Source organism: Amycolatopsis sp. NPDC004079 (assembly GCF_040610415.1).
Classification (GTDB): domain Bacteria; phylum Actinomycetota; class Actinomycetes; order Mycobacteriales; family Pseudonocardiaceae; genus Amycolatopsis; species Amycolatopsis halotolerans.
On the sequence record NZ_JBEXMH010000004.1, the window covers coordinates 1 to 26,993 of the forward strand.

The following is a 26,993-nucleotide window of genomic DNA, read 5'->3' on the forward strand; positions in this document are numbered from 1 at the left end:
GTGGCGGGGGGCTGGACGGGGTGGTGCGGGTGGGTACCCTGGTGGTATTCGTCTCCGGTGTGGGTTCCCCTCACGGACTTTCGCAGGGGCGGAGCCAGGCGGCGCACCACACCCCTGGGCCGAGCCGCGAGCGCCGATCACGTCGCGAGCTCTTCGACTCGGCGGCCCGGCCGGGGTAAGGCCCGGGTCGCGAGAACCGCGCAGAGCACCGCCAGCGGCACCTCGGCGAAGGCCGCCATCAGCACCGCCAGCGTGAAGTCCGGACCCGGGGCAGCCGTCATGGTGTCGAACCAGGCGTCGGCCAGCAGCAGGGCCGAGGTCGCGGCGGCGGTCAGGCAGGCCCGGCGGTCGCCGCGTCTGAGGAGCAGTCCGGTGGAGAGCAGGCCGAGCGCCTCGAGGCTGTCCAGACCCGTCCACGTCCAGGCCCAGTGCGCGGCCTGAGCGGTGGACGGCAGCTCGGTGTGCAGGAAGACCAGCCAGGGAATCATCGCCAGCCCGAGCACGGTGAGGACCGTGGCTGCCCGGCGCAGCAACAGGGGGAGCGTCGAAGCGGCTGCGGTCTTCGCAAGGATCCGCGGGACACCGCTCGCCATGACACCTGACCCCCTCCGGTGCCCGCCTCTCGGGCACCACATCAGGATGTCTTCGCGGCGTGCCCGAGGCAGTAACGCTCCTATCCGACTTGATGGTGGCAGCAGGTACACCTTCCCGGAGATCTCCCGCCGGAACTAATCCGCGTCACGGAGATCAGGCATGTCCCTGAGCTGCCTCCGCGAAGTGATCCCGAGCTTGCGAAAGATGTTCCGAAGGTGCGCGTCCACCGTCCGAGGGCTGAGGAACAGCCGCGTCGCGACTTCCTTGGACGTAGCCCCCGCGGCGACCTCGCGGGCGATGTGCATTTCCTGCATGGTCAACCGGTCATAGGTATGCGAGGAACGGTTGCGCGCGACCTCCCCGGTAGCCCGCAGCTCGTCGGCGGCCCGTCGCGTGAACGCCTCCAGCCCGATCTTCGACAGCTGCTCATGCGCGACCCGCAGATGCTCGCGTGCGTCGCGACGACGGCCTGCGCGGCGCAGCCATTCCCCGTACCGCAGGTGTGCCCGCGCGATCTGCACGGACAACGGACTGCCGGACAAATACGAGAACGCCGCGAGGTAGTCGTCTTCCGCGTCGGTGACCATCGCCCGCGCGCCTGCCGCGACGCCGAGCGCGAAGTCGGTGTCAGCGGATTCCGTGCGCTCCACCAACGCAGCCAGTGCCGACCGCGCGACGGCGTCCTCCCCGCATCGCACGGCGGCCTCGATCTGTTCGGGCAGCGCGATGCCGGTGAGGAAGAGGTCACCGCTCGCGACGGCCTGTGTCGCGGCTTCGAAAGCGGCGGGATATTCGCCAAGGCCGTTGTACAGCACGGCCATCGCCCAGTGGGCGTTCGCGGTCAGCTGCCCGGTGCGCCGGCTCGTGGCCTCGGCGAACAGGTCGAGCACCTCCTGCTTGCGCCCGCGCATCGCCGCCAGGTGCACTCGCGGGTAGAGCTGCGGCGGATCGCCGAGAGCGTCGGCGATCGCTTCTTCCTCGGCGATCGCCGCCATCGCCTGTCCGAAGTTCCCGGTGAGCACCGCGTACACCGCCGCTTGCGAGAGACCGAGCCGGATGGTCATCGGCGATCCCGTGGACTGTCCGGTCCGCGTCAGCCAGTCGATGATCGTGCGGTGCAGGTCGAGGTCCCACAGTTCGCCCGCGAGCACGGTGGCCAGTGCGGGCGTCCGGGTCCAGCCCGCGTCGTCGCCGGTGAGGACCTGCCGGACGGCGGGCACCCCGGCGCGGTGGCCCTCGGTGGTCAAGCGCACCAGCGCGGCCAGGAGATCCGGCGGCCCGGACGGGGGCGCGGCGGCGAGCACCCGGTCCAGCACTCCCGCGGCCCGCCCGACGACCAGCCCCATTTCCAGCGCCGCCACCAGGAACTCGCGCGACCGTTCCGGATCGCTGTCCGCGAGCTGCTGCGCGGCGTGCAGGATGATTTCCGGACCGCGAACCGCCCCGTCCGCGCCTTGGACGAAGGCGATCTGCCCGCGCAACAGGTCGACCGAGGCGTGCTGCGGGAGCGCCAGCGTCGAGGTGTCGATGCTGGTCAGCAGGTCGGCGGCCGCGTCGGTCCGGCCTGCCGCGAGCGTCGCCCGCGCGGCTGCAAGTGTGCGTTCGACCTGCTTGCCGGGGTCGAGCGACAGCGCGGCGGCCCGCTCGAGGAAGGCGGCTGCGGCTGCGACACCACCGCGTGCTTGTGCGCGGGAAGCCGATAGCTCTAGCTCCGCCGCGACGTCTTCGTCCGGCCCGGCGGTGGCCTGCGCACGGTGCCAGGCGCGACGGTCGCCAGCGGTGTCCGGGTCGGTGACGTCGGCCAGCGCTCGATGCGCTGCCTGCCGCTGTTTTGGCTCAGCCGCGCGGTAAGCGGCCGAGCGCGCCAGCGGATGCGCGAAGCGCGCCCGGGTGTCGAACAGGATCAGCCCGGACGCCTCCGCGGCAGCGCTCGCGGCGGGCACGTCGAGGTCGAGCTGTCGTGCGGCTGCCCACAGCAGACCCGGGTCGCCGGTGGGATCGGCGCTCGCGAGGACCAGCAGCTGCCGCGCGTCCGGGGGCAGATCCGCCATCCTCGCGAGGAAACTCCGCTCGATCCGGCTCGCGATCGGCGACGGCGTCGGCAGCGCGAAACCGCCTGCTTTCGGCAGTTCGATCAGGGCGAGCGGATTGCCGCGGGCTTCGGCGAGCAGGCGATCGCGCACCCGCTCGTCCAGCGTCACGGTCTTCTCCTCGGCCAGCAAGACGCGTGCCTGCGCGTCGCTCAGGCCGCCGACGGTGAGCCCGGGCAGTTCGTCCAGCCCGGGGACCGGGTCCTGGTCGCGGGCGGCGAACACCATCGCGATCGGCTCGGCCGAGACGCGCCGGGCCAGGAACGTCAACGCGCGAGCCGAGGCGGCGTCCAGCCAGTGCGCGTCGTCGATCACGCACAGCATCGGACGTTCCGCGGCCGCGGTGGCCAGCAGTTCGAGCGCGGCGAGACCGACGCGGAACGGGTCCGGCGCGCCGTCGGCCAGCCCGAACGCGACCAGGAGGGAGTCGCGGTAGGGCGTCGAGAGGGTGTCGAGGTGCTCCAGCACCGGAACGCACAGCTGGTGCAGCGCGGCGAACGGCAGCTCGCCCTCGAACTCCGACCCGGACGCACGGATCCGCTGAAACCGCTCCGCTGCCCGTTCGAGGTGGTCCAGCAGCGCGCTCTTGCCGATCCCCGGCTCGCCGCGGAGGACGAGCACGCCGCCCTCGCCCCGCTCCGCGGCCTTGACCAGCGCGAGAAGGCGCTCGATCTCGTCGTGCCGGCCGATGAGGGAGGACGTCGTGGGCATGGTCCGAACCTTAGGGCAGCGGCCGTAGGCGAAGTAGGCGATTGTCACCGACGCGAGCGGCGGGGTGTCCGGGCGATGGTGGGGACAGGCCACCCGAGGAAAGGAAATTCCACAATGGACACCGTGCTCGTCACCGGAGCGACCGGAACTGTCGGCTCCGCGCTGATCCCCGCTCTGCAGGAACGCGGCGGCACCGTCCGCGCCATGACCCGGGGCCGTCCCGTTGACGGTGTCGAGACCGTCACCGCCGACCTGCAGGACCCGGCCTCGGTCGCCGCGGCGCTGAAGGGAGTCGACGCGGTGTTCCTGAACAGCCCTTCGGCCGCCGACGCCGCCGAATTGCAGATCCAGTTCGCCAACCTGGCCCGCGACGCCGGCGTCAACCGGCTCGTGCTGCTCTCCCAGTACGCGGCCCGCGCCGATTCGCCGGTGCGCTTCCTGCGCTGGCACGCCGAAGTCGAGGCGCACGTCGAGAAAATCGGGCTCGACTACACCGTGCTGCGGCCCAATCTCTATCTGCAAGGGTTGCTCAACTTCTCCGCCACCATCGCGCAGGGATTCCTCGCCGCGCCCATAGGCGACGCGGCGGTCAGCGTCATCGACACCCGGGATATCTCAGCCGCCGCCGCTGCCGTGCTCACCAGCAGCGGACACTCCGGCCGCACCTACACCCTGACCGGCCCGCGCGCCGTGACCCACACCGAGATCGCCGCCGCGCTCTCGGCCGCCACCGGACGGGACATCGCGTTCCACGACGCACCCGCCGACCAGTTCGCCGCCGCGCTGACCGGCTTGCTCCCGTCGTGGCAGATCGGCGGCCTCGTCGAGGACTACGCCCATTACGCCCGCGGCGAGGCCGCCGAGGTGCACACCTCCGTCGCCGATCTCACCGGCCGCCCCGCGCGCGACCTCACCGATTTCGCCCTGGACTACGCCGCCGCGTTCGCGGCTCTCTGAAAGGAAAATCCGATGATCTACCACAGCATTCGGTTCACGCTCAAGCCCGAGGTCACCTCGGACGAGAAGGGTGCGCTCGTCGCGAAGATGCGCGAGCTGTTCGACGCGATCCCGGCGGTCAAGGCCCGCGTCGCCGGCCCGGATTTCGGCGGGAAGTACGAATACGGCGCCGTCCTGGTGATCGAGGACATCGCGGGGTACTCGGACTACATGAACCACCCGGCGCACCTCGAACTGGACCGGATCGGGCTGCCGTTCGTGGACGAGTTCATGTCGTCCGACATCACCGACGACCCGGACCCGGAGATCGGCGCGAAGATCGCCGAGGTCCACCGGATCCGGTTCGAGAACGTGCCGGACATCGCGGACCTCATCTCCGGTCTCGCCGAGTACACCGGCAGCGCGGCACCGGGCAAGAACGGCGGCTGACGCGGTGTGGCGGGCGGGGTTTCGCAGGTGGACCACGCCCGCCGCGTTAATTCGTTCGCGTCCGCCCTTGGCCGCTGGGTAAGCTGACGGGGAGCTGCTGCCGTTCATCGGAGAGGGACATTGATCTTCTGAGGTGCAGAGACACCGCGACCCGGGTTTTCGCCCGTCGCGCGTCTGGCCTCGGATGACGGCAACCAGAATCCCGTCCCGTGATACGCGTGCTGTGCCGCGGTGTCTCCCCGTTCTTGTCCATCACGAACGAGGAGTTACGCCTGTGTCTTCGTCCATTGTGTGCTCAGACCTCAGTTTCGCCTGGCCGGACGGCGAGGTCGTCTTCGACCGGTTCAATGTGACGATCAGCGAGGGCCGCACCGGGCTCATCGGGCTCAACGGCTCCGGGAAATCCACCTTGCTCCGGCTGATTTCCGGGGAGCTGCGGCCGGCCGCGGGCACGATCAGCGTGTCCGGCGAACTCGGCTACCTGCCGCAGAACCTGATCCTCGCCTCCGCTCGCCGGGTGGACGAGGTGCTCGGCCTGCGGGAGATCCGGGCCGCGCTCGCCGCGATCGAGCGCGGGGAAGCCGACGAGCGCCATTTCGCGACCGTCGGCGATCAGTGGGACGTCGAGGAACGCACCCGCGCGACGCTCGATCAACTCGGCCTCGCGCACGTCGCCCTGGACGCGCGGGCGGGGGAGCTGTCCGGCGGCGAACTGATCCTGCTCGGCCTCGCCGCGCAGTTCCTGCGGCAGCCGGACGTGCTCGTGCTCGACGAACCGACCAACAACCTGGACCTGCGGGCCCGGCGCCGGGTCGGCGAGGCGGTCCGGGGGTGGAAAGGCGTGCTGGTACTGGTATCTCACGACCGCGAGTTGCTGCGGCACGTCGACCGGATCGGCGATCTCCGTTCCGGGGAGGTGACCTGCTACGGCGGGAATCTGGAGGATTACGAGGCCGCGGTGGCCGTCGAGCAGGAGGCGGCGGCGCGGATGATGCGCGCCGCGGAGTCGGATCTCAAACGGCAGAAGCGGGAGCTGATCGAGGCGCGGACCAAACTGGACCGGCGTGCTCGGTACGGCCGGAAACAGTGGGAGAACAAGCGCGAGCCCAAAGTCCGGATGCGCAAACGCCAGGAGGACGCGGAAATCGCCGCGGGCAAGCACCGCGCGATGCATCTCGGCAAGGTGGCGGAGGCCAAGGAACGGCTGAAGGAGGCCGAGGGCGCGGTCCGCGTCGACGACGAGATCCGGATCGACCTCCCGGAAACCACGGTACCGTCCGGAAAAGAAGTGCTCACGCTGTCCGATGTGGAGCTTCGGAACGGTCTCGCGGTGAACCTCGCACTGTGCGGAGCGGAGCGAATCGCCTTGGTCGGGCCGAACGGTTCCGGCAAGACCACGCTGCTGCAAACGATCACCGGAGCGATCGAGCCGCGCGCCGGAACAGTGCACGTCCCGGTTCCGGTGCGCTGGTTGCCGCAACGGCTCGACATTCTCGACGACACGCTGTCCGCCGCACAGAACGTGGCCCGGGCAGCCCCGTCCGCGTCGAACAACGAGATCCGCGCTCAACTCGCCCGGTTCCTGTTGCGCGGCAGGCAGGCGGATCAGGCAGCCGGAAGCCTTTCGGGAGGCGAGCGTTTCCGGGCAACGCTGGCGACGTTGCTGCTCGCGGAACCGGCACCGCAACTGCTGTTGCTGGACGAGCCCACGAACAATCTGGACCTGGCCAGCGTCCGGCAATTGTCGGAGGCACTGAATGCTTACGCTGGCGCTCTTATGGTGGTGAGCCACGACATCCCGTTCCTGCACACAATCGGGGCGACGAGGTGGGTGCAGCTCGGGTCCACAGTGGAGGAAGCAATGGTCAGCGGATCGCGGTGAGGAGCGTGACCGCTCCTGCCGCGATCAGCGCCGCCGCGAATCCGGTCCCGCCGCCGAGGTTGGCGATCGTGCTGAACACGGCGACCCCGCCGCCCGCACCGATGGCGAACCCGACTTCCTGGGTCGCCCCGGCTGCTCCGGCGTGTTCGGCGGTCGCGGCCTCGAACAGCGCAGTGGTCGCCAAGGTGCCGATCGCGCCGTACCCAAACCCGACCAGCGCAACCGGAAGCACTGTGTGCGTCAACGGAATCGCGGCTAGGCCGACAGCCTGAATCACCAACGCGATAGACGTCGACGTCCGGCTGCGCAGCCAGTTCAGGCTGAACGGCGCGACCAACCCGCCGACTGCGGTCGCCACGGCTTGCGGAGCCAACGCGAAACCCGCCTCAATCGGCGTCCGCCCTTGCGCGTGCTGAAGTTCGAGGCTGACGAGATAGAGGCAAGCCGCGGCGGTCGCGGCGGAAACGACGATCCGTGCGAACGACGACGCGAACCCCGGCCGCAGAAACAGCCGGACCTGCAACAACGGTTCCCGGAGCCGAAGCTGTCGGCGTACGAACACAATTCCCGCCGCCAAACCCGCCGCCGTGCACAACAACCCGCGCAACGGTGCGGCGGTGATTTCCTGCAGCCCGTATACAATCCCGCCGATCGCCGCCACCGACCACAGCAGACTCGGGATCTCCCATCCGGCAGCCGCCTGCCCGACCGATTCCGGCAGCAACCACATCGCCAGCGCGATCGTGAGCACCGCGAGCGGCACCAGCGCGAGGAAAACCCAGCGCCAGCCCGGCCCTTCGGTCAGCAGTCCGCCGACGACCGGTCCCAGCGCGTTCCCCACTCCCAGCGTCGTGATCCACGCCCCGTTGGCGAACGCGAGCGAGCGGCCGGAAAAGAGCGATCCGATGGTGCCGACGACCCCGGCCAGAATCAGCGCGCTGGCCACCCCGAGCAACCCGCGGCACACAATGAGCAACGCCGCGCTGGTGGCGGCCGCGGCCACCGCGTTCAGCACCGCCAACGCGCTCACGCCCAGCAGCAGCACGCGTTTCCGCCCGTACCGGTCGCCCGCGCGAGCCGCGCCGACCATCGCGACCGCCAGCGCGAGCGGGTACACGTCGACGATCCACGCGCGCGCCGGCGCGGACACCTGCAGTTCGGCAGCGATCCGCGGCAGCGCGGTGTTGACCATGCCGAGGGCGAGACTTCCGCCGAGCACTCCAGCCAGCAAAGGAATCAGAACGAGCCCGCGCCGAGGCTCCACTCGGGTCAACGCCATGCGACGATCGTGTCTGGTACCCCATTGGTCGACAAGTACGGACTTCACCGTCCGGTACTAACCGAATGGATAGTGAGGAGGCCGGATGCGTCCGCAAACGGAGAAGGCCGTGCGAGCGTGGCGAACCTCATGCGCCGCCGAGATCACGACGATGGTGCTCGGCGGCGCGTGGAAGCCGAGCATCCTGCACGCACTGGCCGACCACGGCGTGCTCCGCTTCGGCGAACTCTCGCGCCTGCTGCCGGATCTCACCGACCGAGTCCTGACCCGCCAGCTACGCGAACTGGAAGCCGACGGCCTCCTGCGTCGCGTGGTGTACCCGCAGGTGCCGCCGAAGGTCGAGTACAGCCTGACGGAACTGGGCGAAAACGCGCAGGAAGTACTGAACGCGATGGCGGCGTGGGGCCGGTCCTACGCCGAGAAGCACGACCCCGGCCGGTGACCTGCCGGGCCTGTCCGGCAGCGGATTCTCCGTAGCATCAAGGTCATGAGCGAGCACGAACTGCCGAGCAACTGGGGTCGCTGGGGCGCCGACGACGAACGCGGCACCCTGAACCTGATCACCGACGAGGTCCGCGAACGAGCCGGGCGCGAAGTGCGCACCGGCCGCTCGGTCTCCCTCGCGGTGCCGATCCGGCCCGCGCCGGTGCTGAGCGGCCCCTTCCCGCCGCGGACCGCCGAAGAGTCGCCGGTGCAGCAGCTCATGCTGTACACCGGAAGCCCGGCGTTCGCGCACGCGGACGTCATGACGGTGACGAACCACCACACCCTGTCGACGCACCTGGACGCGCTGGCGCACATCCCGCAGGACGGACAGGTGTACCCGGGCCGCCCGGCGAACGAGAGCGTCACGATGGGCGGCGTCGTGCACGGGTCGACCGCGGCGTTCGCCGAAGGGATTGTGACCAGGGGAGTTCTGCTGGATCTCGGCGCCGACGGACCGGTGCCCGCCGATCGCGTGATCACCGGGCAGGACCTCGATGCCGCGGAGGAACGCTGCGAAGTCCACGTCGAACCCGGCGACGCACTGGTCGCGCGGTTCGGCTGGGTGCGGACCCGCTACCGCGGAAACCCGATGCCCGGCATGAGCGTCGACGCGGTGCGGTGGATGCACGACCGCGGTGTGTCGCTGTATGCCGGGGACCTCTCGGATGCTTACCCGCCCTCGCAACCGTTCGCGATGCACGGGGTGGCCCTCCCGCGGTTGGGCATGCCGCTGATCGACGCCGTGGACGCCGACGAACTCGCCGCGGTGTGTGCGGAGCTCGGCCGGTACAGCTTTCTCTTCGTCGCCGCGCCGCCGAGGATCCTCGGGTTGACGGGGGTGCCGGTCAACCCGCTCGCGATCTTCTGAGCGGCCTTGGCCTTCCCTGTCGGCCGTTTTTTGGTGGCGGCAAGGGCAGTCTCTTGTTCTCAGATTCGGTTCGTGTGCGGGTGCCGGTCGAACCGGTGGAGCAGGAAGGCGAATCCCAACGTGACGGCTATCGGTACGGCGTAAATGACGACCGGCAGAACCGGGTAGGCATCGAGCTGTCCGAGCACCCGCGCGACGATTGGTGCCGCGATGAGCGGCGCGAGAAGGATCAACGCCGCACGACGGCCGCTTCGCGTGCTAATGCGGCAGGCAGCAAAGACGCCGACCACCAGCACCACCAGCTGCACGAGTTGGGCGAGAGGAAGGTGCATGCCCCGGGCTGTCGTCGTGAGAGCGAGCAGTACCGCGACTGTGCTGACGAGAATGGCGAGTCGCCACCGGCCCAGCAGCGCCAAAGCACGGCGCGGGCCTGGAGACACGGTCATCGCGACTGCCGCGAAAACGCTGAGCAGCACCCAGCCCGCGGTCACGTCCACCGCCCAGTGCCGGGCAGGATCGAGAATCGCGACAGAAAGCAGAGCGGCGGTAGCCAGCCAGGCGAGGGCCACCGACGCCCGGCGCAGGCCGCACACGCCGAGCACGGCGGCGGCGAGCCAAGCCGTCCACACTGGGACGTCGGCTAGCGCGCTGAGCCACATCCTCAGCGGCCAACCGTCCATTCGGGACACGGTCCGGATCTCGCGCACTGTCGAAGCCGCTCCGGTCAGCAGGAGCAACGGTGCCAGCAGGCTGACGATCGCCAGCGCGTCCCGGCGGCCGTGCCCTCCCAGGGTCTGTCGCCAGCGCACTTGGACGGCACCCCACACGAGGTCCAGGGTTTCCGTTTTCCCTGGCGTGCTTCGGTTTCCGGCACCGTCGAGCAGCACTCCCAGCATTTCTTCGCCGTGCACGTCCCGGTGTGCGCGCGGGTACAAAGCCAGCAGCCGCCGGTAGCGCCGCTCAAGGTCGTTCATGCCAGTCCTCCCGCGCTGCGGAGCTGAAGCCGCTGTTCGGCGGCGGTGGTGTGGCGTTGCCGTCGCCGGACTTCGGCGGCCAGCCGCGCGGCTCCCGGTTCGGTCAAGCGGTAGTAGCGGCGCAGCCTGCTGTCCACGACTTCCTCGCGATCCACTTCCACCCAGCCTTCCGCGCTGAGCCGGTCCAGCGCGGCGTACAACGTTCCGGCCCGCAGCGTGACCTGGCCGCCGGAGATCGACTCGACGTCGCGCAGCACGCCGTACCCGTGCTGCGGCTGAGCGGCGAGCGCGGTGAGGACCAGGAAGGTCGGCTCGCGCAGGGCACCGTCATTCATGCGGGAAGCATATACCGATGACCTGTATATGGCGACCAGGGTGCCTGCTTGACGTTGCTAGCTGTTTCAGTGCAGACTGAAATAACTAGCAAGAAGGGGAGAACGACACATGAGCTCTGAACAGGTGAGGTTCACCAGCCGGGGGACCCGGTGCGCCGGCGATCTGTATCTGCCGGACGTCGAGGGCCCGGTTCCCGGTCTGGTGCTGGGACACAGCGGGGTGATGGTCAAAGAGGCGCTGGCGGTGTTCGCGCCGTACTTCGTGCGCGCCGGATTCGCCGTGCTGGCGATCGACTACCGCACGGTCGGCGGCAGTGAAGGGGAACCGCGGGGCCAGGACTATCCGGAACGGCAGGCGGAGGACTTTCGCAGCGCGATCTCCTACCTGCAGCAACGGCCGGAGGTCGACAGCGCACGGATCGGGCTGTGGGGGGTCAGCATCGGCGGATCGGTCGCGGTGCAGGCGGCGGTGCTGGACCGGCGTGCGAAGTGTGTCGTCGTGCAGAGCCCCAGCGTGTGGAACGGGTGGCGGTACCTGGAACGGATGGCCGGCTGGGCCGGGGTGCGCGCGGTGCGCGACCAGCTCGACGAGGATTGGCAGCGGCAGTACGAGGGCGAGGCCGGCGCGCGGGTCCCGCATCTGAAGCTGGGGGACAGCGTTCAGGGCGCGCCGGACGTCGCCGCGGAGATGTTTCCCGCCTACCGCAACGAAAAGACGCTCGACTCGACCGAGCACCTGCTCACCTTCGCGCCGGAGGAACTCATCCACCGGCTGGCCCCGACGCCGCTGTTGATGATCGCCAACGGCGGCTGGGATCCGTACCACGTGCTGGAGGAGGCGCAGAGCGCGTTCGCCAAGGCAGGCGAGCCGAAGCGGCTCGAGGTGCTGCCCTACGACGTGCTCGGCCTCTACACCGGACCTGGGCTCGAAGAGGCGATGGCGCTGGCCGTGGATTGGTTCGACCAGCACCTGCGCAAGGCCCCGCGGCCCGGCGTCACCCCGGTGCCTTCCCGCGATACGGGGGCCGTCATGACAGAGTGACTGATCTGAAGAGCCGGCCGAGGAGGGCGCGCGATGTCCCATCAGGACAAGCAGGGCGAGGTGCTGCAGTGGGTCGAGCGGGTGGCGACGTTCTGCGTCGAGGAATGGGCGCTGCCGCCGATCACCGGGCGCATCCTCGGCCTGCTGATGATCTGCGACCCGCCTGAGCAGTCCGCGGGCCAGATCGCCGACACGATCCAGGCCAGCCGCGCCTCGCTGACGTCGAACATGCGCTTCCTGACCACTATCGGGCTCATCCGCAAGGTCCGCGTCCCCGGCGACCGCACGACTTACTACCGCATCGAAGACGACGCCTGGCACAAGGTGGTCCAGCGCAAGCTCGACAGCCTCGGCGCCTTCGGCGACATCGCCGACGAGGGCATGAAACTCGCCGGGGGCGGCCCGAACACCGAACGCATCCGCGCCGCGCAACGGTCCCTGACCTGGCTGCGCGACCTCGCGGAGCGCAATCCCCTGAAAACGTAAGGACTTTCTCGTGCCAAGCCTGCGTCTCGACCTGGACCCGCTCCGGGAGACCCTGCTGCTCACCCTCCACGCCAGGGCCCTGGATTCCCAGTCGCCGCACCCCATCCTCGGCGACATTCACGCGGCCCGCGTCGCTGAGCGGATCGACTACGACTTCGCCCGGCTGAAGGTCAAACCGAGCCTGGTCTGCGGTACCGCTCTGCGCGCCAAGAAACTCGACGAGGCGGTCCGGGCCTTTGTCGCTGCCCACCCGGACGCAGTCGTGCTAGACCTCGGGTGCGGCCTGGATTCGCGGGCGCTCCGCTGCGACCCGCCCGACGGCGTCGACTGGTACGACGTCGACTTCCCGGATGTCGTCGCCCTGCGGCCGCAATTCCTTCCGGCGCGGTCTCAGTGCATCGGCGCTGATCTGACTGAGCCCGGCTGGCTCGACTCGCTGCCCCGCGATCGACCCGCGATGATCGTCGCCGAGGGCGTCCTGCCGTTCCTGCCCGGCGATGCCTTCCAGCGAATGGCGCGGCAGCTGACCGCGCATTTCGAGACCGGGGAGTTGGCGCTCAACGGTTACACCCGGTTCGCTGCCTGGTCGATGAAGTACCACCCGACGATCAAGGCCATCGGGATCACCGCGGCGCAGGGCTTCGACGACGCGCACGAGCCGGAGAGGTGGCAGGCCGGTCTGACTCTGGTCGACGAGCAGCTGCTGACCCGCGTTCCGGAGGTCAGCTCTTTCCCCCAGCCGCTGCGCGCGGTGACTCGGTTGATGGGTTTCAGCACCGCGTTGTCCCGGCAGGGCACTCGGGTGCTTCGGTACCGGTTCCAGTAACGGCGGGCCGCAGCTCCCGGTCAGGGCGAGCGGGTCACCGGGACGAACAGTGTTCGGCCGACGAACACCCCGGGATAGGGTGCACTGGTGGACCCGAAAGAACGACGCGCGGCGCGGTCCCTTGCCGTTGCCCGCTGACCCGGCGGCCTGAGCCGCGAACGCTAGCCTGGTCGTATGGCAGACACCCGTCCTGGAGGCCGGACCGCTCGCACGCGCGCGGCGGTGCACAACGCCGTGCGCGAGTTGTTCGCCGAGGGACGCGACCAGCCGTCGGTGCGGGAAGTGTCCGAACGCTCAGGTGTGCACGAGGTGACGATCTACCGGCGGTGGGGACGGATCGAGTCGCTGGTCCTCGACGTCGCCGTCACCCAGCTCAACGACGAAGCCCCGTTCCCGGACAGCGGCGACCTGCGCCGCGACCTGCTCGACTGGGCGCACGCGGTCGCCGGACAGGTGAAGACGCGCGAGGGATTCGCGTTGTTCCGCGCGCTGGCCGCGGCTACGTCTCCGCTCGGGGGCGGGCAGGGCGAACAGGCCGCTGTCGATGCGGCCGGGTACCTGCGGCAGCGGACCGCACAGCTGCAACGGGCGCTGGACCGGGTGGCGGCCGCTGGCGGGAAGCCGCCGACGGTGGCGCACGTGTTCGACGTGGTGCTCGCGCCGATCTATCTGCGGGCGATTTTCGGGTATGAGCCGCCGGATACGGAGTTGGCGGCGCTGGTGGATCGGGCGCTCGCTACTGCCTGAGGTCTGCTGCCCCTGCTTCGCCGAGGGCCGTGCGGGACTCAGAGTCCCAACGCCAGGAACTTAAGCCGCGTGACCTCGGCCCGCTGATCGTCCACAAAGGACGCCAAAGCATTAAAATGCCCGATTCGTCGCCGTATGACCGTGTCTTGAAGTCCGTGAAGGACTCCTTGAGGGAATCAGATTCCCCCAAGGGGCCCTTCACGGACCTCAACCCGGTGCCCGCACGCGGGTCCGCGGCGACCTGCGCTCAACCGGATCGAGTCAGCTGAGCTGGGGAATCACGCCAGCAGCACGTCCGCATCACAGCCTTGAGTTCCTGGCATTGACTCCGAGCCCCTCGCGGCCGTCTGGGCGTTGGCTGAAAAATCTAACTGCAGGATCTCTTGCATTAGTGGCCATCCCTTCGCATACTTCTCGTTAGTGCAAGTTTTCTAACGTTAAGAGCGGAGTCCTCATGGCCGGCAGCGCACACCCGCTTCGTGATCGGATCGCCGTCGTCACCGGGGCGAGTTCGGGGATCGGGGCGCAGATCGCCCGCGAGCTCGGCTCCGCCGGGGCTCGGATTGCCCTGGTGGGGCGGGATTCTCAGCGGCTCGCGGCGGTCGCCGGGGAGCTGACCTCGGCGGGGGTCGAGGCCGAGCCGATCGTCGCTGATCTCGCGACCGCGGCAGGGCCCCAGGAGGTCGTGGACCGCACGATCGCCCGGTTCGGCGGCATCGACGTGCTCGTGCACGCCGCCGGGGTCTTCCTGCCGACGCCGTTCGCCGACACCACTGACGAGATCCTCGACGCGCAGTGGGCGACCAACGTCCGTGCGCCGTTCCGGCTGACCAGGGCGGCTGCCGAGCACCTCGGCGACGGCAGCAGCGTCATCTTCGTGTCGTCCATCTGCGGGCACGTCGGATTCCCGAACTCCAGCGCCTATTGCGCGACCAAGGGCGCGGTGGAGCTGCTGGTCAAATCGCTGACCGCCGAGTTCGCGCCGCAGGGAATCCGGGTGAACGCCGTCGCCCCGGGCAACGTGCGCACGAGCATCAACGCGCACCTGCTCGCGGATTCCGATTACGAGCGCCAGATGCTCGACTCGACTCCGGCGGGACGCGTCGGCGAGGTCGGCGACATCGCGCCCGCGGTCGCGTTCCTCGCCTCCCCTGCCGCGTCGTACATCCACGGTGCCAGCCTGCTGATCGACGGCGGCTGGGTGGCATCGTGAAGCCGAAGTTCCGCGAACTCGTGACTGCGAGCGGGCTCGACGTGGTCACGGAACCGCTCGACGAAGCGGTAGTGCTTGCTGCGCTTCAAAAACTGCACGGCTTGTCCGGACGGTTGGAGCGGATCGCGTCGGAGAAGGACGAGACGTTCGTCCTGCACACGGCAGACGCGCGCTACCTGGTCAAGGTGAGCGGCGAAGCGTGGGAGGATCTCGCGTTGCAGACGGCGGTGCTGCGGCATCTCGAACGCACCGCACCCGAGCTGCCGGTGCCCGTGGTGAAGTCCGGTGTGGACGGTGCGGATCTGCACGACATCGCAAGTGGACGGTCGCTGCGGGTCTTGTCGTTCTTGCCGGGGGAGCCGCTGGCCGAGAGCGCTGCTGATCCGGAGCCTTTCGGCCGGTGGCACGGGCAGCTCACCCGTGCGCTCGCTGGCTTCCCCGGGAAACGGACTCTGCTGTGGGATCTGCGCCACCTCGGTGCGCTCGTGCCGTTGCTGGACACAGTGGACGGTCCACATCGAACACTCGCTCAAGAAGTATTGGCGGAGTTCGCGTTCCGCGTCCGGCCAGGTGAGCTGGAAACCCAACTGGTGCACAACGACATGAGTCCGCACAACCTCCTCGTTGACGCGCGCGGCGAGCTGGCCGGAATCCTCGACTTCGGCGATGTGCTCACCACGGCGGTGATCTTCGACCTTGCCATCGCGCTGTCCAACCTCCTCGACGCGGACGCGACGGACCCGTGGGCGGCTCCGCTCGCGTGGCTGCGCGGCTACCTCCAGATCAGGCCGGTCGCCGAAGAAGAACTCGCGCTGCTCCCGTTGCTGGCCACCGCGAGATTGTTGCAGCGCGCGCTGATCGCGTCGTGGCGGGCCCGGCGGGACCCGGCCCGCGCGGAGTACGTCCTCTCGCACGCGTCCCGCGATTGGACCACCGCCCGCGCCGTGTATGCGGACCCCCGAGTTCTGGAGGTGGGGCGATGACCCGGCCGGAAATGGTCAACGGCTTCACCAGCGAGCACCTTTCCTCTCAACCACCGCACATCCGAGAGCTGATCGACCGGCGCGCGAAAGTGCTCGGGCCGGGATACCAGCTGTTCTACACCAACCCGGTCGAAGTCAGCCGGGGTTCGGGCGTGCACCTCTACGATCCCGCGGGCAACGAATACCTCGATGCCTACAACAACGTCGTCTCGCTCGGCCACTGCCACCCGGCCGTCGTCGAGGCGGTGACCCGGCAGCTGTCGACGCTCACCACGAATACCCGTTACCTGCAAGAAGATCTGCTCGACTTCTCCGAACGACTGCTCGCGACCTTCCCCGCCGAACTTGACCGAGTCACTTACACCTGCACCGGTTCGGAAGCCAACGACCTCGCCCTGAGAATCGCCCGGGCGCACACCGGAAACACCGGGATCATCGTCACGCGCAACGCGTATCACGGCGTAACCGCCGAGGTCGCCGCGTTCTCCCCGTCACTTGGCCCGACGTCGCCACTGGGACCGCACGTCCGCACGATCAGCGCACCGGATCCCTTGCGGCACGGAGACGTGACGGGCATGCTGCGCAACGAGATCCGGGCAGCTATCGAAGACCTTCAGCAGCATGACTTCGGCGTGTGCGCGCTCGTGGTGGACAGCATCTTCTCCTCCGACGGTGTGCAGCCGTTCCCGACGGATCTGCTGGGAGTTCTCGCCGCCGAAGTCCGCGCGGCAGGCGGCGTCTACCTCGCCGACGAAGTCCAAGCCGGATTCGGCCGTACCGGGGCCGGATGGTGGGGTTTCGGCAGGCATGACGTCGTACCGGACCTCGTGACCCTCGGAAAGCCGATGGGCAACGGAATCCCCGTGGCCGCGACCGTGCTGCGGAACGAGATCGGCCGGGAGTTCGGCCAGAAAGTCCGCTACTTCAACACATTCGGCGGCAGCAACGTGCCGATCGCGGCGGCCTCGGCGGTGCTTGGCGCCATCGAGCGCGAAGGACTCATCGACAACGCCCGCGAGATCGGCGCACAGTTGCTCAGTGGCTTCACCGAAATCGTCGAGAGGCATCCGTTTCTCGTCGAGGCGCGCGGTGCCGGGCTGTTTCTCGGCATCGAGGTGACCGAACCGGACAGTACCGAGCCAGACCGGGAAACCGCTCAGTCCCTTGTGGACGATCTGCGGGAGAACTTCGTGCTCGTGTCGGCGTCCGGGCCGCACGGCAACGTCATCAAAATCCGGCCGCCGCTGGTTTTTTCTGCCGCAGACGCCGCATTGCTGCTCGAGCGCTTCGCTGACGCAGCCGCCCGAGTCCGGAGGTGCGCATGACCGCACCGACGATCGACCTCAACGCCGACGCCGGCGAAAGCTTCGGCCGCTGGACCCTCGGCGACGACGACGCCCTGTTCCAGCACATCACGACCGCCAACATCGCGTGCGGCTACCACGCGGGCGACCCGGCGACCATGCGTTCGTCCCTGATCCGCGCGCGGAACGCGGGAATCGCCGCAGGAGCCCACCCCGGTTACCCGGACCTGCTGGGCTTCGGCCGCCGCGCATTGCCCGCGACCGACTCCGACGTGGTCGACTACATCCTCTACCAGGTCGGCGCGCTCGCCGGACTCGCCGCGGCGGAGGAAGTCCCGCTCACCCACGTCAAACCGCACGGCGCGTTGATGGGCCGGATCTGCCGTTCACCCGAACTGGCGGTCACGGTCACGAGAGAGCTTCAGTCCGTTCTCCACGGGGTGCCGCTCATGTTCGCGCCGACCGAGGCGCAGCGCGCGGTGGTCGCAGCCGGATTGCCGGTCATCCCGGAGAACGCGGCCGACCTCGACTTCGATCAGGACGGCATCAACCTCGTCGAACCGATTCCCGAGGCCAAGGACCCAGCGGCGGTGGCGGACCGGGCGCTGGAGATGGCGCGCGGCACGGTCCAGACGGTCGACGGAACGGTGATTCCGATGCCAGTGCGATCGGTGTGCGTGCACGGCGATCGGCCGAACGCGGTGGCGGTAGCGGAAGCGGTGCGTCGTCGTCTTGAGGCGGCTGGGTTCGTGGTGCGTGCGGCATGAGCTACCAATTCTTCGCCGATGGCGCCCGCGCCAGTTTCGGCGGCGACGAGTTCGTCTTCGTCGAGGTCTGCGAAAGCATGGATCTCGCCCAGGCACTGCGCATCCAGGCGATCACCGGCGAATTGTCGCGGCGCGAGCTGCCCGGAATTCTCGACGTCGCCCCGGCCAACGCCAGCTACCTCGTGCGCGTCGACCCGGACATCCTTTACCCGCGCGAACTGGTGCGAACCCTGGCCCGACTGCACGAACGGTTCGGGGAAGCGGGATCGGTCGCGCTGGACACGGAGATCATCGAAATCCCGGTCTGGTACGGAGATCCGGAGACCGAGCGAGTCTGCCTGAAGTTCCGCGACCGGCACCAATCGGGAGCCGAAACCGATCTCGCCTACACCGCGCGCGTCAACGGGCTGGCTGAGGACGAGCTCGTAGCCGCGCATTCGTCGGCGCCTTTCATCGTCACTTTCCCGTGTTTCAAACCGGGCAATACCGAATGCGTCCAGCTCGTGCCGCGCGAACGGCAACTCCAGGTGCCGAAATACCTGCGCCCGCGGACCGAAACCCCGGCAAGGGCCGTCGCGCACGGCGGCGCGTTCACCGTCGTCTATCCCACCGCAGGCGTCGGCGGCTACCAGCTGCTGGGGCGATCCCCGGTCCCGGTCGCCGATCTCGCGCAGCGGACGCCCGGATTCGAGACGTCGAAAGTGCTCGCCACGATCTCCACGCTGCTGAGCTTCCGGCCCATTCCCGGCGACGAATACGCGCAGCTGCGCACCGATTCCCGCGAAGGCCGCTACCGATACCGCCGCGCGCCGGTCCGGTTCGCGCTCGCCGAATTCCTCGCCGACCCAGCTGGCTATCCGCGGATATTGAGGACGGCGTTGTCATGCTGACCGTCCTCGCCCCTGGCGCGCGCACGCTCGTCCAAGACCTCGGCCGCGCCGGGCAATACGCCATCGGCCTGCCCCCGTCCGGCGCGCTCGACCAGTACTCGCACCGCTGCGCCAACCTGCTCGTCGGCAACGACGAAACCGCGGCGACGCTGGAAATCACCATGATCGGCCCGGAACTGCGCTTCGCCGAACCGGCAATCGTGGCGGTCACCGGCGGCGAAGCCGAGATCAGCATCGACGGAACACGCGCCGAGTGCTGGCAGACGCTGTCCGCGGACGCCGGCCAAGTACTGCGGATCGGCACGTTGCGCACCGGCTGCCACGCCTACCTCGCCGTGCGCGGCGGGATCGCGACGGAACTGTTCCTCGGCAGCCGGTCCACCTACCAGAGTTCGGCGATCGGCAGTCCGCTCGCTTCCGGCGACACCCTGCCGATCGGCGACGAGACTGACGGATTCTGTCCTGGGGAGGGCAGCACCGTCGACCCGCGGTTGCGTCCCGCGCTCGGCGGACACCAGCCGTTGCGGCTGGTCGAAGGGCTGTGCCGGTACCGCTTCACCGACGAGAGCGTCCGGGAGTTCTTCTCCTCGACGTTCACCGTCTCGGCCGAGTCCGACCGCACCGGCCGCAGGCTGATCGGCCCGGCACTGCGGTTCGTGGACCGCGAAGCCCCGTTCGGCGCGGGCGACAACCCCAGCAACGTGGTCGACCTCGGCTACCCGGTCGGCTCCGTGCAGGTCCCCAACGGCGAGGAGGCCATCTGCCTGCTGCGCGACGCCGTGACCGGCGGCGGCTACGCCACGATCGGCACCGTCGTGACCGCCGACCTCGACGTCCTCGCCCAGCTCAAAGCACCGGACACGGTCCGTTTCGTGCCGGTGTCGCTCGACCAGGCCGTCGCCGCCCGGCGCGAGAGCCGCGACCGGCTCGACCACGTGCGGCGCGGGCTGCGGCTGCTCTCCCTGTACTGACCCGTCTTCCGGCAGCACCCGGCCGTCCCCGGAGGACGGCGCGAACGCCCCCGTTCGCCAGCGCCGCTCGTACCCGCCTCGCTCCGAGGAGCCCCGCCATGACCACTCCCGAACTCGCCGTCGCCACCCCGAGGCACGCTTCGCCGTGGACCGTCCGGACCTTGCTGATCCTGCTCGTCCTCGACCTGACCTACCTCGTCAACGCGATGGACCGGCAGGTGTTCGCGATCCTGCTGCCGGACATCAAGCAGGCCTACCTGCTCACCGGCACCCAGGCCGGGACGCTGTCCACGATCTTCACCCTCGGCATGGGGCTGGCCGGCATCCCGGCGGGGTACCTGGCCGACCGGATCGGCCGCAAACGGGTCATCATCGCGAGCCTGCTGCTGTTCTCGATCACCTGCGCGCTGCAGGCGACGGCGCACGGGCTCGTCGACCTGACCGCGTGGCGGATCCTGTCCGGCGTCGGCGAAGGAGCGCAGAACGCGGCGCTGTACGCGGCCGTCGGCGCGTACTTCCACCGCAACCGCGCGGTCGCGATCGGGTCGATCAACGCGGCGTTCGGGCTCGGCGCGTTCGCCGGTCCGCTCTGGGGCGGGGCGCTGCTGTCCTCGACCGGCAACTGGCGCGTTCCGTTGCTGGTGTTCGGCGGGCTCGGCCTGGTCATTCTCGTGGTCATGGCGTTCACGGTGCCGCGATCGGCGACGGAAACCGGACGCCAGGAGGCGCCCCGTGAGATGCCGACGACCGGCCGTGAGATCCGGTTCTTCAACCGCCGGGTCGTCTGCTGCGCCATCGCGACCCTCGCGGCGGGCTTCTCGATCTACGGTTACCTCGGGCTGTATCCCACCTATCTCCGCGACGCGCACGGCTACTCCGGCAGCCAGATCTCAGTCGCCGCGGGCATGTTCGGGCTCGGCGCGCTCACGTCGGTCTTCTGCGGCATGTTCGCCGACCGGCTCGACCAGCGGCTGGTCAACGTCGCCGGATTCGCCGCGATCGCCGGGTGCGGGGCGGGCATCTTCGCCTTCGCCGACGCCTATCCCGCGCAGCTCGTGCTTTCGCTGGTGCTGGGGATCGCGTTCACCGGGATCGTTTACACCAACACAAACGCGCTCATGCAGCGTTCGGTGCCCGCCGCGAAGGCGGGCCGGGCGAGCGGGCTGTTCGTCGCGGCCATGTATCTCCCGGCGAGCGTGTCCGGCTATTTCTTCGCGGCGGTCAAATCCGGTTTGGGGTGGCACACCGCCGGAGTCATCCAGCTGTGCGCGATCCCCGTCGTCGGCCTCGTCGCGATGGCCGCGATGGGCAAAGCGCGCGACTGACCACAAAGGACAGAGAGGAAAAACATGACACAGCACTACGAACCGTACTCCGAAGTGCGCGACGGCATGCGGATCGACTGGGACGTCCGGCTCTCGATGAGCGACGGCGTGACGCTCGCCGCGGACATCTTCCGGCCGGATGACGACCAGCCGCATCCGGTGCTGCTCGCGGCGAGTCCGTACGGGAAGGGACTCTCGTTCGCCGACGGGTTCCCTTCGCAGTTCTCGGCGCTGGTGCGCGACCATCCCGAGGTGGTGGCCACTTCTACGGGCGCTTATCAGGTTTGGGAGTACCCGGACCCGGAACGGTGGGTCCCGGAGGGCTATGTGTGCGTGCGGATCGACGTGCGCGGCACCGGCGGCAGCGAAGGGACGATCGACTTCTTTTCGCCGCGCGAGGCGCAAGATCTCTACGAAGCGATCGAATGGGCCGGTGTTCAGGATTGGAGCAACGGGAACGTCGGGATGCTCGGCATCTCCTATCTGGCGACCAATCAATGGCTGGCCGCCGCGCTTTCCCCGCCGCACCTCAAGGCCATTTGCCCGTGGGAGGGCGCGTCCGACTATTTCCGCGAATACACCCACCACGGCGGGATCCCGACGGAATTCATGCCCAGCTGGGCTCCGAACCAGGTGCTGCGCATCCAGCACGGCCGCGCCGACGCGCCGGCCAACCCGAACACCGGGCGTCGGGTCTCCGGAAAACCCGTGCGTACCGAGGAAGAACTGGCGGCGGCCGCGATCCGGATCTCCGACGTCCTGCTCGAACGGCCGGTCGTCGACAACTACTACCAGGACCGGACCGCGGTGCTGGAGAAGATCACCGTGCCGGTGCTGTCCTCCTCGAACTGGGGCGGCATGGGTCTGCATTCGCGCGGGAACTTCGAGGGCTTCCACCGGGTTTCGTCCGAACAGAAGTGGCTGGAGGTGCACGGGCTGGAACACTGGACTGAGTTCTACACCGACTACGGCCTCGACGTGCAGCGCCGGTTCTTCGACCATTTCCTCAAGGGCGAGGCCAACGGCTGGGACGCTCAGCCGCCGGTCCAGTTGCAGGTACGCACGCCAGACAGCTTTTTCCTGCGCCACGAACGGGAATGGCCGCTCGCGCGTACGGAATGGACCTGGCTGAATCTCGACCTCGGCACTCGCGCGCTGACTGAACACGCTCCCGCTGGCTGGCAGCAAGCGGAGTTCGCCGCGCGGTCGGAAGGGCTGCTCTTCACTCTGCCGCCCGACTCGCGGGAAGTCGAATACACCGGTCCGGCGGCGGTGAAATTGTTCGTTTCGTCGACGACCGAGGACGCTGATCTTTTCGTCACGGTGCACCTGTTCGATCCTGACGGCGTCGAGGTCCTTTTCCCGACTGCTTTCGAGCCGCACGGTCCGGTCGGCCAGGGCTGGTTGCGCCTGTCGCACCGCGAACTCGACCCGGAATTGTCGCGCCCCTACCGTCCTTGGCAGCGGCATACGGCCGCGTCTCCGCTGGTGCCCGGGGAGGTGTACGAGGCCGACGTGGAGATCTGGCCGTTCTCGATCGTGGTCCCGGCTGGGTATGCGCTCGGGGTTTCCGTGCGCGGCCAGGATTACGAGCACCATTTGCCCGGCCCGCACGAACTGACCTACGGCCGCGAAGTCCGGGGCAGCGGTGCGTACTGGCACGAACTCCCCGGCGATCGCGACCGGGCAGCTTATAGCGGCCGGACTGCCTTGCACAGCAACGAAAACCAGCGACCGCAGTTGCTGCTTCCCCGGATTCCGCGGGCCTGACCGCCGCACTTCGCGAACCGGTGTCACCCCGCCGAACCCGCGGCACGGAACCGCCGGTTTCGCGAAAGCGCCAGACGCCGCCCTCGGTGGGCGGCGTCTGGTCGCGGAGATGCCTGGACAGCGGGAAGTGCGCGGTTCTATCGTGAGGAGTTCGAAACCTGGGGAGGGGTCATGATTCGTCGGACAATTGTCTTGCTTGGCGTGCTGGGGCTGGCCGGGATCGGCGCGGTGGTGCCTGCTTCGGCCGCGTCGCCGAGGACTTCGCAGCTGACTCTCGATCCGAACTCGGGCGCGCCCGGCGATCCGGTGACGATGAGCTGGCAATGCAGCAAGGACGACGGCCCGGTGCGCCAGCTGTGGTCGAACGTGCTCACCGGTTTCCCGGCGAACCCGCACACCTACGTCGGCACCGCACGGGCGGCGGTGCGGCCGGACGTCACTCCGGCGGGGAACGGGAATTACTGGGTGGCACTGGACTGCCAGCATTCGTACTCGATCCTGCCGTTCACCGTGCGCTGAGCTGAGTGGTCCGCGGCCTAGAATCGGCTGCATGGCTGACCTCCTTGCCTTCCTCCGTGAGCTGGAGGCGACCACCGCCTGGACGGTGGCCGCCGACGACGCTTCGGTGAGGTGGCAACTGAGCGGGTCGACGTGGCAGGCGACGGTGATCGTCGATCCGCGGCGCTGGCTGGGAGTGGAGTTCGAGGCACGGGATCCGGCGAGCGGCAGCCGGGTCACCTACGACATCGATACCGACCTGTACGACATCTCGCAGGAGCGTCATCGCGAATTCGCCGAGGAAATCGAACGCGACATCATCGAGTTTCTCGGCAACCTGAGAACGGGTTCGATGCTGCGCGGAACTGACGGGGCGAAGCCGGTGCTCGTCTTTCCTCTCGACGGTTCCTGGGTCCGGGTGGTCCGGGGGCGGTTCTGGACCAGCGGGTCGACGCACGCCGATCTCGCTGCGGCCCAGGCCAGCGGAGACTACGTCGTGGTGCGGTGACTAGCCGGGCGGTCACGTGCCAGCGGCGCGATCCAGGGAGATTCGAGGTCCGCGCGGTCGGCGTCCCAGTCGTGGGTTTCCTTGCTGTACAGCCGGATCGACGCGCCGTCCGGATCGTGCACCACGACCAGCCAGCCGAGCAACCCGCGCAACACGCCGGAGTTCGGCACCCCCGCCGCGTCGAACCGGCGGACCCACGTCTCTGCAGTGGACTGGTCGGCGACCGCGAAGGTCACCGGGTCGAAGCCGGACATCGCGGCGGCCGTTCCGGGTGCGAGCCTGAGTTCGATCGGCTCTGCTATCCCGGGGACGGTGATGATATATCCGAACAGCGTCCCGTCCGGCGTGCGATGGTCCCAGCGCGGCTGCCTTGCCGCGCCGAACGCGCGTTCCCACCAGGCGAGGCTGCCGTCCAGGTCGCTCACCGGGAACTTCAGGTGGTGCACTCCGGCCAGGCTCGTCATGCCGCCTGCTTTCCGAGGACGACGCGGATCGCGGCCAGGTCGTGGTCGCCGAGGCCGTTGTCCGCGGCCTGGGTGTAGAGCCGCGCGAGCCGGTCCAGCAGCAGATCCGGGGCTCCGGCCGACGTCGCGGCGGCGCGGATGTGGGCGAGGTCCTTGATGGCGGCGCGGACCGGGCTCAGTACCTCGTCGGTTTCGCCGGTCAGCTGGGCCGCGCGGTAGTGCAGGTACGGGCTGTCGGCCTTCGAGCCGGCGACTGCGTCGAGGAAGAGCCGGAAATCCAATCCGAATGCCTCGGTCAGGGCGGCGGCTTGCGCGGCCATCGCGTTCAGACCGAAAAGCCAGGTGTTGCAGGCCAATTTCAGCAGGCTCGCATCTCCGGGCCGGTCCGCGACATCGACCACAGTGGACGCGAGCGCCTCGAGAACCGGGCTCGCCAGTCGCTTGGGTTCAGCGGCTCCCGCGACCATGAGCGTGAGCCCGCCCTGCTTGGGGTTGCCGAGGAACGGCGCGTCCAGCAAGGCCACGCCGAGCTGCTCCGCGGTCTGGACAATCTCGTCGATGTCCGCACCGACGGTCGCGCTTTGCAGTACGACCGCTTTGGCGTCGAGGGCTGGTGCGATCTCGCGCAGTACCTCCAGCACCGCTGCCGCGTCAAAGACCGTGACGAGCACGAATTCGGCTGTGCGCACCGCCTCGGCGGCGGTGGGGAAGACCGCCACGCCGTGCCCCGTAAGCGGCCGGGCGCGGGATTCGGTTCGGTTCCACGCGCGGACCGCGAGGCCGTGCTCCCGGAGCCGCCGCGCCATCGCGGAACCCGCGTCGCCGGTGCCGAGCACCGCTGCTGTTCGCATGGTGTCCCTCCTGATGTGTCAACTTGACGTATCAAGTCAGGTGTCCGATACTACCTCAAGAGCCGACGTAGGGGAGAGCATGAGCCGCGACCCGGAGCTGCTGGATCCGCGCGAGACGCGGCTGTGGCGTTCGTTCGTGCAGTTCAGCGGCACTGTGGTCGCGGCGGTCGAGCGAGATCTGTTCGCCGCTACGGGGTTGTCCGGCGCGGATTTCCAGATCCTGGCGCGGCTGCACGAGGCCGAGGACCGGCAGCTGAGCCAGAAACTGCTCGGCGAACTGACCGGCTGGACCGCGACCCGGCTTTCGCATCAACTCGCCCGCATGCACCGGCGTGGCCTGGTCGACCGCGCGGCTGCGGGACGAGGGCGGTTGATGCGGATTTCGCTTACTGAGGCGGGTTTGGGCACGTACGAGTCCGCTCTGCCTGCTTATGCTCGCGCGGTTCGAGAGCACTTCCTTGGCGATGCGGCGCTGGCGGAGGTGGAGGAGGGACTGCGCTTGCTCCGTGCGGCGAGGCCGGGTTCCGGCTGAGCGCTACTGGTATCTCACCGGGTTGCCGTTGAGATTGCCGCCGCCGCAGGGCCACGGACCGTCGGCCAAGGGGCCGAGGCCTGTGTCGCGGAAGAACAGCAGGTCGCTGCCCAGGCTGAAGACGACCAGCCCGTCCGCGAGCAGCAGGATCCGGCCCATCACCGCGCGGTCGTCCTCGCTGAGGAAGAGCTTGCGCAGGCGGAGGTCCGCATCGACGGTGAGGAGGCGTCCTTCGCGCCAGAACACGGCGGTGCCGTTGCTGTCCAGCGCCGGGTACGTGGTGTAGTAACCGCGCAGCAGCGGTCCGCCGAGCAGGGTGCCGTTTTCAGCCAGGCCGCGGAATCGCGAACGCAAGCGGCGGATGTTTTCGGATTCGGGACCACGAATGCCGCCGTGTTGATCGACCAGCAGCAAGCCGTGGCTGGACCACCTTTGCGTAGCCATTCCGGTGCGGTCGTAGCGGGTGGTGCGGAAGAAGCTGTAGCCCTGTTCGCCGATCAGGAATTCGCCGGGCGCCGCGACGGCGCACCGACCGCGCGGGCCAGGCAGGGTTTGGGAGATAACGCTGCCGTGCGCGGTGTCGAGGAAGAGCGTCACGCCGATCCCGCTGCCGTCGTCCGCGAAACCGGCCGCGATGCGATCGGCGGAGACGAGCAGCGGCTGCCAGCGCGACGCGGCGAGCGTTCGGGGCTCTCGCGAAGGTCCCGAGTGTTCGGCTGAGTCGAGGTCTTCCAGTTTCAGCGAGCCGAGCGGGATGCTGGTGGACCAGACTGTCTCGCCGCGTTCGTCGTGGCGGGCAACGCGCGGGACGCGACCAGGCGGTACGACGTGGGACCTGTCGGCGGGGAGCCACGACACGCAAAAGCCTTCCGGCAGCAGGACGAACGCGCCGAGATGCTCGTGCGGTTCGTGGTCGAGCGCGACTGAACGGAGGACCGCTCCAGCGAGGTCGAGTTCGGTCAGGACGTAGCGGCCAGCGTCCCGCTGGGCGATCCACACGGTCCCGCTGTCGCTGACCGGCGGCGGATACGGGTGGCCGTCAGCTCGGTGTTTCCAGAGCACGGCACCCGACGCGTCGAGTGCGGTGAGCACCGTGCGGGACAGGTTGTCGCCGTCGTACGTGGTTGCGACCAGCGGTCCGTCCGGGCCGGGCGCCGCGACGCCCCAGACCTGGCCGGGCAACGCGACCGTCAGCGGGCTGAGATGCATGC

The 26,993-nt window shown here is 68.9% G+C and carries 28 protein-coding genes; 20 read left to right on the forward strand and 8 right to left on the reverse strand.

Annotation, left to right across the window (positions count from 1 at the left end; translation table 11 throughout):
- Positions 1-137 precede the first annotated feature (137 nt).
- Together ABZX37_RS05290 and ABZX37_RS05295 are read right to left on the reverse strand one after the other, a co-directional pair.
- Positions 138-593: a hypothetical protein gene (locus tag ABZX37_RS05290; RefSeq protein ID WP_354736219.1), complete on the reverse strand. Its 456-nt coding sequence runs from the start codon at positions 591-593 to the stop codon at positions 138-140.
- A gap of 135 nt (positions 594-728) precedes the next feature.
- Positions 729-3,395: an AAA family ATPase gene (locus tag ABZX37_RS05295; protein ID WP_354736221.1), complete on the reverse strand. Its 2,667-nt coding sequence runs from the start codon at positions 3,393-3,395 to the stop codon at positions 729-731.
- Between the two features lie 114 nt (positions 3,396-3,509).
- Between ABZX37_RS05295 and ABZX37_RS05300 the strand changes: the two genes are divergently transcribed.
- The 3 genes from ABZX37_RS05300 to ABZX37_RS05310 all read left to right on the forward strand — a co-directional run bounded on the left by ABZX37_RS05300 (position 3,510) and on the right by ABZX37_RS05310 (position 6,663).
- Positions 3,510-4,352 (forward strand): SDR family oxidoreductase, encoded by an 843-nt coding sequence (locus ABZX37_RS05300; protein ID WP_354736223.1) that lies wholly within the window; start codon positions 3,510-3,512, stop codon positions 4,350-4,352.
- Positions 4,353-4,364: 12 nt separating this feature from the next.
- The gene (locus ABZX37_RS05305) at positions 4,365-4,781 is read left to right on the forward strand and encodes a Dabb family protein (protein ID WP_354736225.1); all 417 of its coding nucleotides are present in this window, start codon (positions 4,365-4,367) and stop codon (positions 4,779-4,781) included.
- Positions 4,782-5,055: 274 nt separating this feature from the next.
- A complete protein-coding gene (locus ABZX37_RS05310) occupies positions 5,056-6,663 on the forward strand; it encodes an ABC-F family ATP-binding cassette domain-containing protein (RefSeq protein ID WP_354736227.1) in 1,608 nt (535 codons plus the stop codon).
- Here the strand turns inward: ABZX37_RS05310 and ABZX37_RS05315 are convergent.
- Positions 6,647-7,942 (reverse strand): MFS transporter, encoded by a 1,296-nt coding sequence (locus ABZX37_RS05315; RefSeq protein ID WP_354736229.1) that lies wholly within the window; start codon positions 7,940-7,942, stop codon positions 6,647-6,649. The two genes, ABZX37_RS05310 and ABZX37_RS05315, sit on opposite strands and share 17 nt — an antisense overlap.
- Before the next feature lie 85 nt (positions 7,943-8,027).
- On the opposite strand from ABZX37_RS05315, the gene ABZX37_RS05320 reads away from it, so the two are divergent.
- Complete coding sequence (locus tag ABZX37_RS05320; RefSeq protein ID WP_354736231.1) at positions 8,028-8,384, forward strand: winged helix-turn-helix transcriptional regulator; 357 nt, start codon at positions 8,028-8,030, stop codon at positions 8,382-8,384.
- Positions 8,385-8,429: 45 nt separating this feature from the next.
- Positions 8,430-9,296 carry a cyclase family protein gene (locus tag ABZX37_RS05325; protein WP_354736233.1) on the forward strand — a complete coding sequence of 289 codons (867 nt, stop codon included), beginning with the start codon at positions 8,430-8,432 and terminating at the stop codon, positions 9,294-9,296.
- Between the two features lie 59 nt (positions 9,297-9,355).
- Here the strand turns inward: ABZX37_RS05325 and ABZX37_RS05330 are convergent, their stop codons facing one another.
- Together ABZX37_RS05330 and ABZX37_RS05335 are read right to left on the reverse strand one after the other, a co-directional pair.
- Positions 9,356-10,270, reverse strand: a complete 915-nt coding sequence (locus ABZX37_RS05330; RefSeq protein WP_354736235.1) for a hypothetical protein — start codon at positions 10,268-10,270, stop codon at positions 9,356-9,358.
- A complete protein-coding gene (locus tag ABZX37_RS05335; protein ID WP_354736237.1) occupies positions 10,267-10,605 on the reverse strand; it encodes a helix-turn-helix transcriptional regulator in 339 nt (112 codons plus the stop codon). Before ABZX37_RS05335 ends, ABZX37_RS05330 begins: the two co-directional genes overlap by 4 nt.
- 109 nt (positions 10,606-10,714) lie before the next feature.
- Between ABZX37_RS05335 and ABZX37_RS05340 the strand changes: the two genes are divergently transcribed.
- The 14 genes from ABZX37_RS05340 to ABZX37_RS05405 all read left to right on the forward strand — a co-directional run bounded on the left by ABZX37_RS05340 (position 10,715) and on the right by ABZX37_RS05405 (position 23,935).
- Entirely contained in the window at positions 10,715-11,647 is a 933-nt protein-coding gene (locus ABZX37_RS05340) for an alpha/beta fold hydrolase (protein WP_354736239.1), read from the forward strand.
- Positions 11,648-11,680: 33 nt separating this feature from the next.
- Complete coding sequence (locus ABZX37_RS05345) at positions 11,681-12,133, forward strand: transcriptional regulator (RefSeq protein ID WP_354736240.1); 453 nt, start codon at positions 11,681-11,683, stop codon at positions 12,131-12,133.
- A 10-nt stretch (positions 12,134-12,143) separates the two neighbouring features.
- Entirely contained in the window at positions 12,144-12,959 is an 816-nt protein-coding gene (locus ABZX37_RS05350; protein ID WP_354736243.1) for a class I SAM-dependent methyltransferase, read from the forward strand.
- A 174-nt stretch (positions 12,960-13,133) separates the two neighbouring features.
- Positions 13,134-13,706 (forward strand): TetR-like C-terminal domain-containing protein, encoded by a 573-nt coding sequence (locus ABZX37_RS05355; RefSeq protein ID WP_354736245.1) that lies wholly within the window; start codon positions 13,134-13,136, stop codon positions 13,704-13,706.
- A gap of 454 nt (positions 13,707-14,160) precedes the next feature.
- Positions 14,161-14,919 carry an SDR family oxidoreductase gene (locus ABZX37_RS05360; RefSeq protein WP_354736247.1) on the forward strand — a complete coding sequence of 253 codons (759 nt, stop codon included), beginning with the start codon at positions 14,161-14,163 and terminating at the stop codon, positions 14,917-14,919.
- Positions 14,916-15,902 (forward strand): phosphotransferase, encoded by a 987-nt coding sequence (locus tag ABZX37_RS05365; protein ID WP_354736249.1) that lies wholly within the window; start codon positions 14,916-14,918, stop codon positions 15,900-15,902. The genes ABZX37_RS05360 and ABZX37_RS05365 overlap by 4 nt, the downstream gene beginning before the upstream one ends.
- Positions 15,899-17,227 carry an aspartate aminotransferase family protein gene (locus ABZX37_RS05370; protein WP_354736251.1) on the forward strand — a complete coding sequence of 443 codons (1,329 nt, stop codon included), beginning with the start codon at positions 15,899-15,901 and terminating at the stop codon, positions 17,225-17,227. The genes ABZX37_RS05365 and ABZX37_RS05370 overlap by 4 nt, the downstream gene beginning before the upstream one ends.
- Complete coding sequence (locus ABZX37_RS05375; RefSeq protein ID WP_354736253.1) at positions 17,224-17,973, forward strand: 5-oxoprolinase subunit PxpA; 750 nt, start codon at positions 17,224-17,226, stop codon at positions 17,971-17,973. Before ABZX37_RS05370 ends, ABZX37_RS05375 begins: the two co-directional genes overlap by 4 nt.
- Complete coding sequence (locus ABZX37_RS05380) at positions 17,970-18,863, forward strand: carboxyltransferase domain-containing protein (protein ID WP_354736255.1); 894 nt, start codon at positions 17,970-17,972, stop codon at positions 18,861-18,863. The genes ABZX37_RS05375 and ABZX37_RS05380 overlap by 4 nt, the downstream gene beginning before the upstream one ends.
- Positions 18,857-19,834, forward strand: a complete 978-nt coding sequence (locus ABZX37_RS05385; RefSeq protein ID WP_354736257.1) for a biotin-dependent carboxyltransferase family protein — start codon at positions 18,857-18,859, stop codon at positions 19,832-19,834. The genes ABZX37_RS05380 and ABZX37_RS05385 overlap by 7 nt, the downstream gene beginning before the upstream one ends.
- A 98-nt stretch (positions 19,835-19,932) precedes the next feature.
- The gene (locus ABZX37_RS05390; protein WP_354736259.1) at positions 19,933-21,159 is read left to right on the forward strand and encodes an MFS transporter; all 1,227 of its coding nucleotides are present in this window, start codon (positions 19,933-19,935) and stop codon (positions 21,157-21,159) included.
- Between the two features lie 24 nt (positions 21,160-21,183).
- Positions 21,184-22,929: a CocE/NonD family hydrolase gene (locus tag ABZX37_RS05395; protein WP_354736261.1), complete on the forward strand. Its 1,746-nt coding sequence runs from the start codon at positions 21,184-21,186 to the stop codon at positions 22,927-22,929.
- A gap of 171 nt (positions 22,930-23,100) precedes the next feature.
- A complete protein-coding gene (locus ABZX37_RS05400) occupies positions 23,101-23,448 on the forward strand; it encodes a hypothetical protein (protein ID WP_354736263.1) in 348 nt (115 codons plus the stop codon).
- 31 nt (positions 23,449-23,479) lie between these two features.
- Entirely contained in the window at positions 23,480-23,935 is a 456-nt protein-coding gene (locus ABZX37_RS05405) for a hypothetical protein (RefSeq protein ID WP_354736265.1), read from the forward strand.
- Here the strand turns inward: ABZX37_RS05405 and ABZX37_RS05410 are convergent.
- A complete protein-coding gene (locus tag ABZX37_RS05410; protein ID WP_354736267.1) occupies positions 23,917-24,399 on the reverse strand; it encodes a VOC family protein in 483 nt (160 codons plus the stop codon). The genes ABZX37_RS05405 and ABZX37_RS05410 overlap by 19 nt on opposite strands.
- On the reverse strand, positions 24,396-25,250 hold the full coding sequence (locus ABZX37_RS05415) for an NAD(P)-dependent oxidoreductase (RefSeq protein ID WP_354736269.1): 855 nt from the start codon (positions 25,248-25,250) through the stop codon (positions 24,396-24,398). The genes ABZX37_RS05410 and ABZX37_RS05415 overlap by 4 nt, the downstream gene beginning before the upstream one ends.
- Positions 25,251-25,329: 79 nt before the next feature.
- Between ABZX37_RS05415 and ABZX37_RS05420 the strand changes: the two genes are divergently transcribed.
- Positions 25,330-25,782, forward strand: a complete 453-nt coding sequence (locus tag ABZX37_RS05420; RefSeq protein WP_354736271.1) for a MarR family transcriptional regulator — start codon at positions 25,330-25,332, stop codon at positions 25,780-25,782.
- 3 nt (positions 25,783-25,785) lie between these two features.
- Here the strand turns inward: ABZX37_RS05420 and ABZX37_RS05425 are convergent, their stop codons facing one another.
- A complete protein-coding gene (locus ABZX37_RS05425) occupies positions 25,786-26,991 on the reverse strand; it encodes a hypothetical protein (RefSeq protein ID WP_354736273.1) in 1,206 nt (401 codons plus the stop codon).
- Positions 26,992-26,993: the final 2 nt, after the last annotated feature.

Coding starts and splice junctions, on each gene's coding strand:
- ABZX37_RS05290 (WP_354736219.1), bottom strand. CDS start 593: ATGGCGAGCGGTGTCCCGCGGATCCTTGCGAAGACCGCAGCCGCTTCG.
- ABZX37_RS05415 (WP_354736269.1), bottom strand. CDS start 25,250: ATGCGAACAGCAGCGGTGCTCGGCACCGGCGACGCGGGTTCCGCGATG.
- ABZX37_RS05320 (WP_354736231.1), top strand. CDS start 8,028: ATGCGTCCGCAAACGGAGAAGGCCGTGCGAGCGTGGCGAACCTCATGC.
- ABZX37_RS05300 (WP_354736223.1), top strand. CDS start 3,510: ATGGACACCGTGCTCGTCACCGGAGCGACCGGAACTGTCGGCTCCGCG.
- ABZX37_RS05325 (WP_354736233.1), top strand. CDS start 8,430: ATGAGCGAGCACGAACTGCCGAGCAACTGGGGTCGCTGGGGCGCCGAC.
- ABZX37_RS05360 (WP_354736247.1), top strand. CDS start 14,161: ATGGCCGGCAGCGCACACCCGCTTCGTGATCGGATCGCCGTCGTCACC.
- ABZX37_RS05330 (WP_354736235.1), bottom strand. CDS start 10,270: ATGAACGACCTTGAGCGGCGCTACCGGCGGCTGCTGGCTTTGTACCCG.
- ABZX37_RS05345 (WP_354736240.1), top strand. CDS start 11,681: ATGTCCCATCAGGACAAGCAGGGCGAGGTGCTGCAGTGGGTCGAGCGG.
- ABZX37_RS05370 (WP_354736251.1), top strand. CDS start 15,899: ATGACCCGGCCGGAAATGGTCAACGGCTTCACCAGCGAGCACCTTTCC.
- ABZX37_RS05335 (WP_354736237.1), bottom strand. CDS start 10,605: ATGAATGACGGTGCCCTGCGCGAGCCGACCTTCCTGGTCCTCACCGCG.
- ABZX37_RS05420 (WP_354736271.1), top strand. CDS start 25,330: ATGAGCCGCGACCCGGAGCTGCTGGATCCGCGCGAGACGCGGCTGTGG.
- ABZX37_RS05405 (WP_354736265.1), top strand. CDS start 23,480: ATGGCTGACCTCCTTGCCTTCCTCCGTGAGCTGGAGGCGACCACCGCC.
- ABZX37_RS05400 (WP_354736263.1), top strand. CDS start 23,101: ATGATTCGTCGGACAATTGTCTTGCTTGGCGTGCTGGGGCTGGCCGGG.
- ABZX37_RS05305 (WP_354736225.1), top strand. CDS start 4,365: ATGATCTACCACAGCATTCGGTTCACGCTCAAGCCCGAGGTCACCTCG.
- ABZX37_RS05425 (WP_354736273.1), bottom strand. CDS start 26,991: ATGCATCTCAGCCCGCTGACGGTCGCGTTGCCCGGCCAGGTCTGGGGC.
- ABZX37_RS05375 (WP_354736253.1), top strand. CDS start 17,224: ATGACCGCACCGACGATCGACCTCAACGCCGACGCCGGCGAAAGCTTC.
- ABZX37_RS05340 (WP_354736239.1), top strand. CDS start 10,715: ATGAGCTCTGAACAGGTGAGGTTCACCAGCCGGGGGACCCGGTGCGCC.
- ABZX37_RS05410 (WP_354736267.1), bottom strand. CDS start 24,399: ATGACGAGCCTGGCCGGAGTGCACCACCTGAAGTTCCCGGTGAGCGAC.
- ABZX37_RS05385 (WP_354736257.1), top strand. CDS start 18,857: ATGCTGACCGTCCTCGCCCCTGGCGCGCGCACGCTCGTCCAAGACCTC.
- ABZX37_RS05315 (WP_354736229.1), bottom strand. CDS start 7,942: ATGGCGTTGACCCGAGTGGAGCCTCGGCGCGGGCTCGTTCTGATTCCT.
- ABZX37_RS05295 (WP_354736221.1), bottom strand. CDS start 3,395: ATGCCCACGACGTCCTCCCTCATCGGCCGGCACGACGAGATCGAGCGC.
- ABZX37_RS05355 (WP_354736245.1), top strand. CDS start 13,134: ATGGCAGACACCCGTCCTGGAGGCCGGACCGCTCGCACGCGCGCGGCG.
- ABZX37_RS05395 (WP_354736261.1), top strand. CDS start 21,184: ATGACACAGCACTACGAACCGTACTCCGAAGTGCGCGACGGCATGCGG.
- ABZX37_RS05380 (WP_354736255.1), top strand. CDS start 17,970: ATGAGCTACCAATTCTTCGCCGATGGCGCCCGCGCCAGTTTCGGCGGC.
- ABZX37_RS05390 (WP_354736259.1), top strand. CDS start 19,933: ATGACCACTCCCGAACTCGCCGTCGCCACCCCGAGGCACGCTTCGCCG.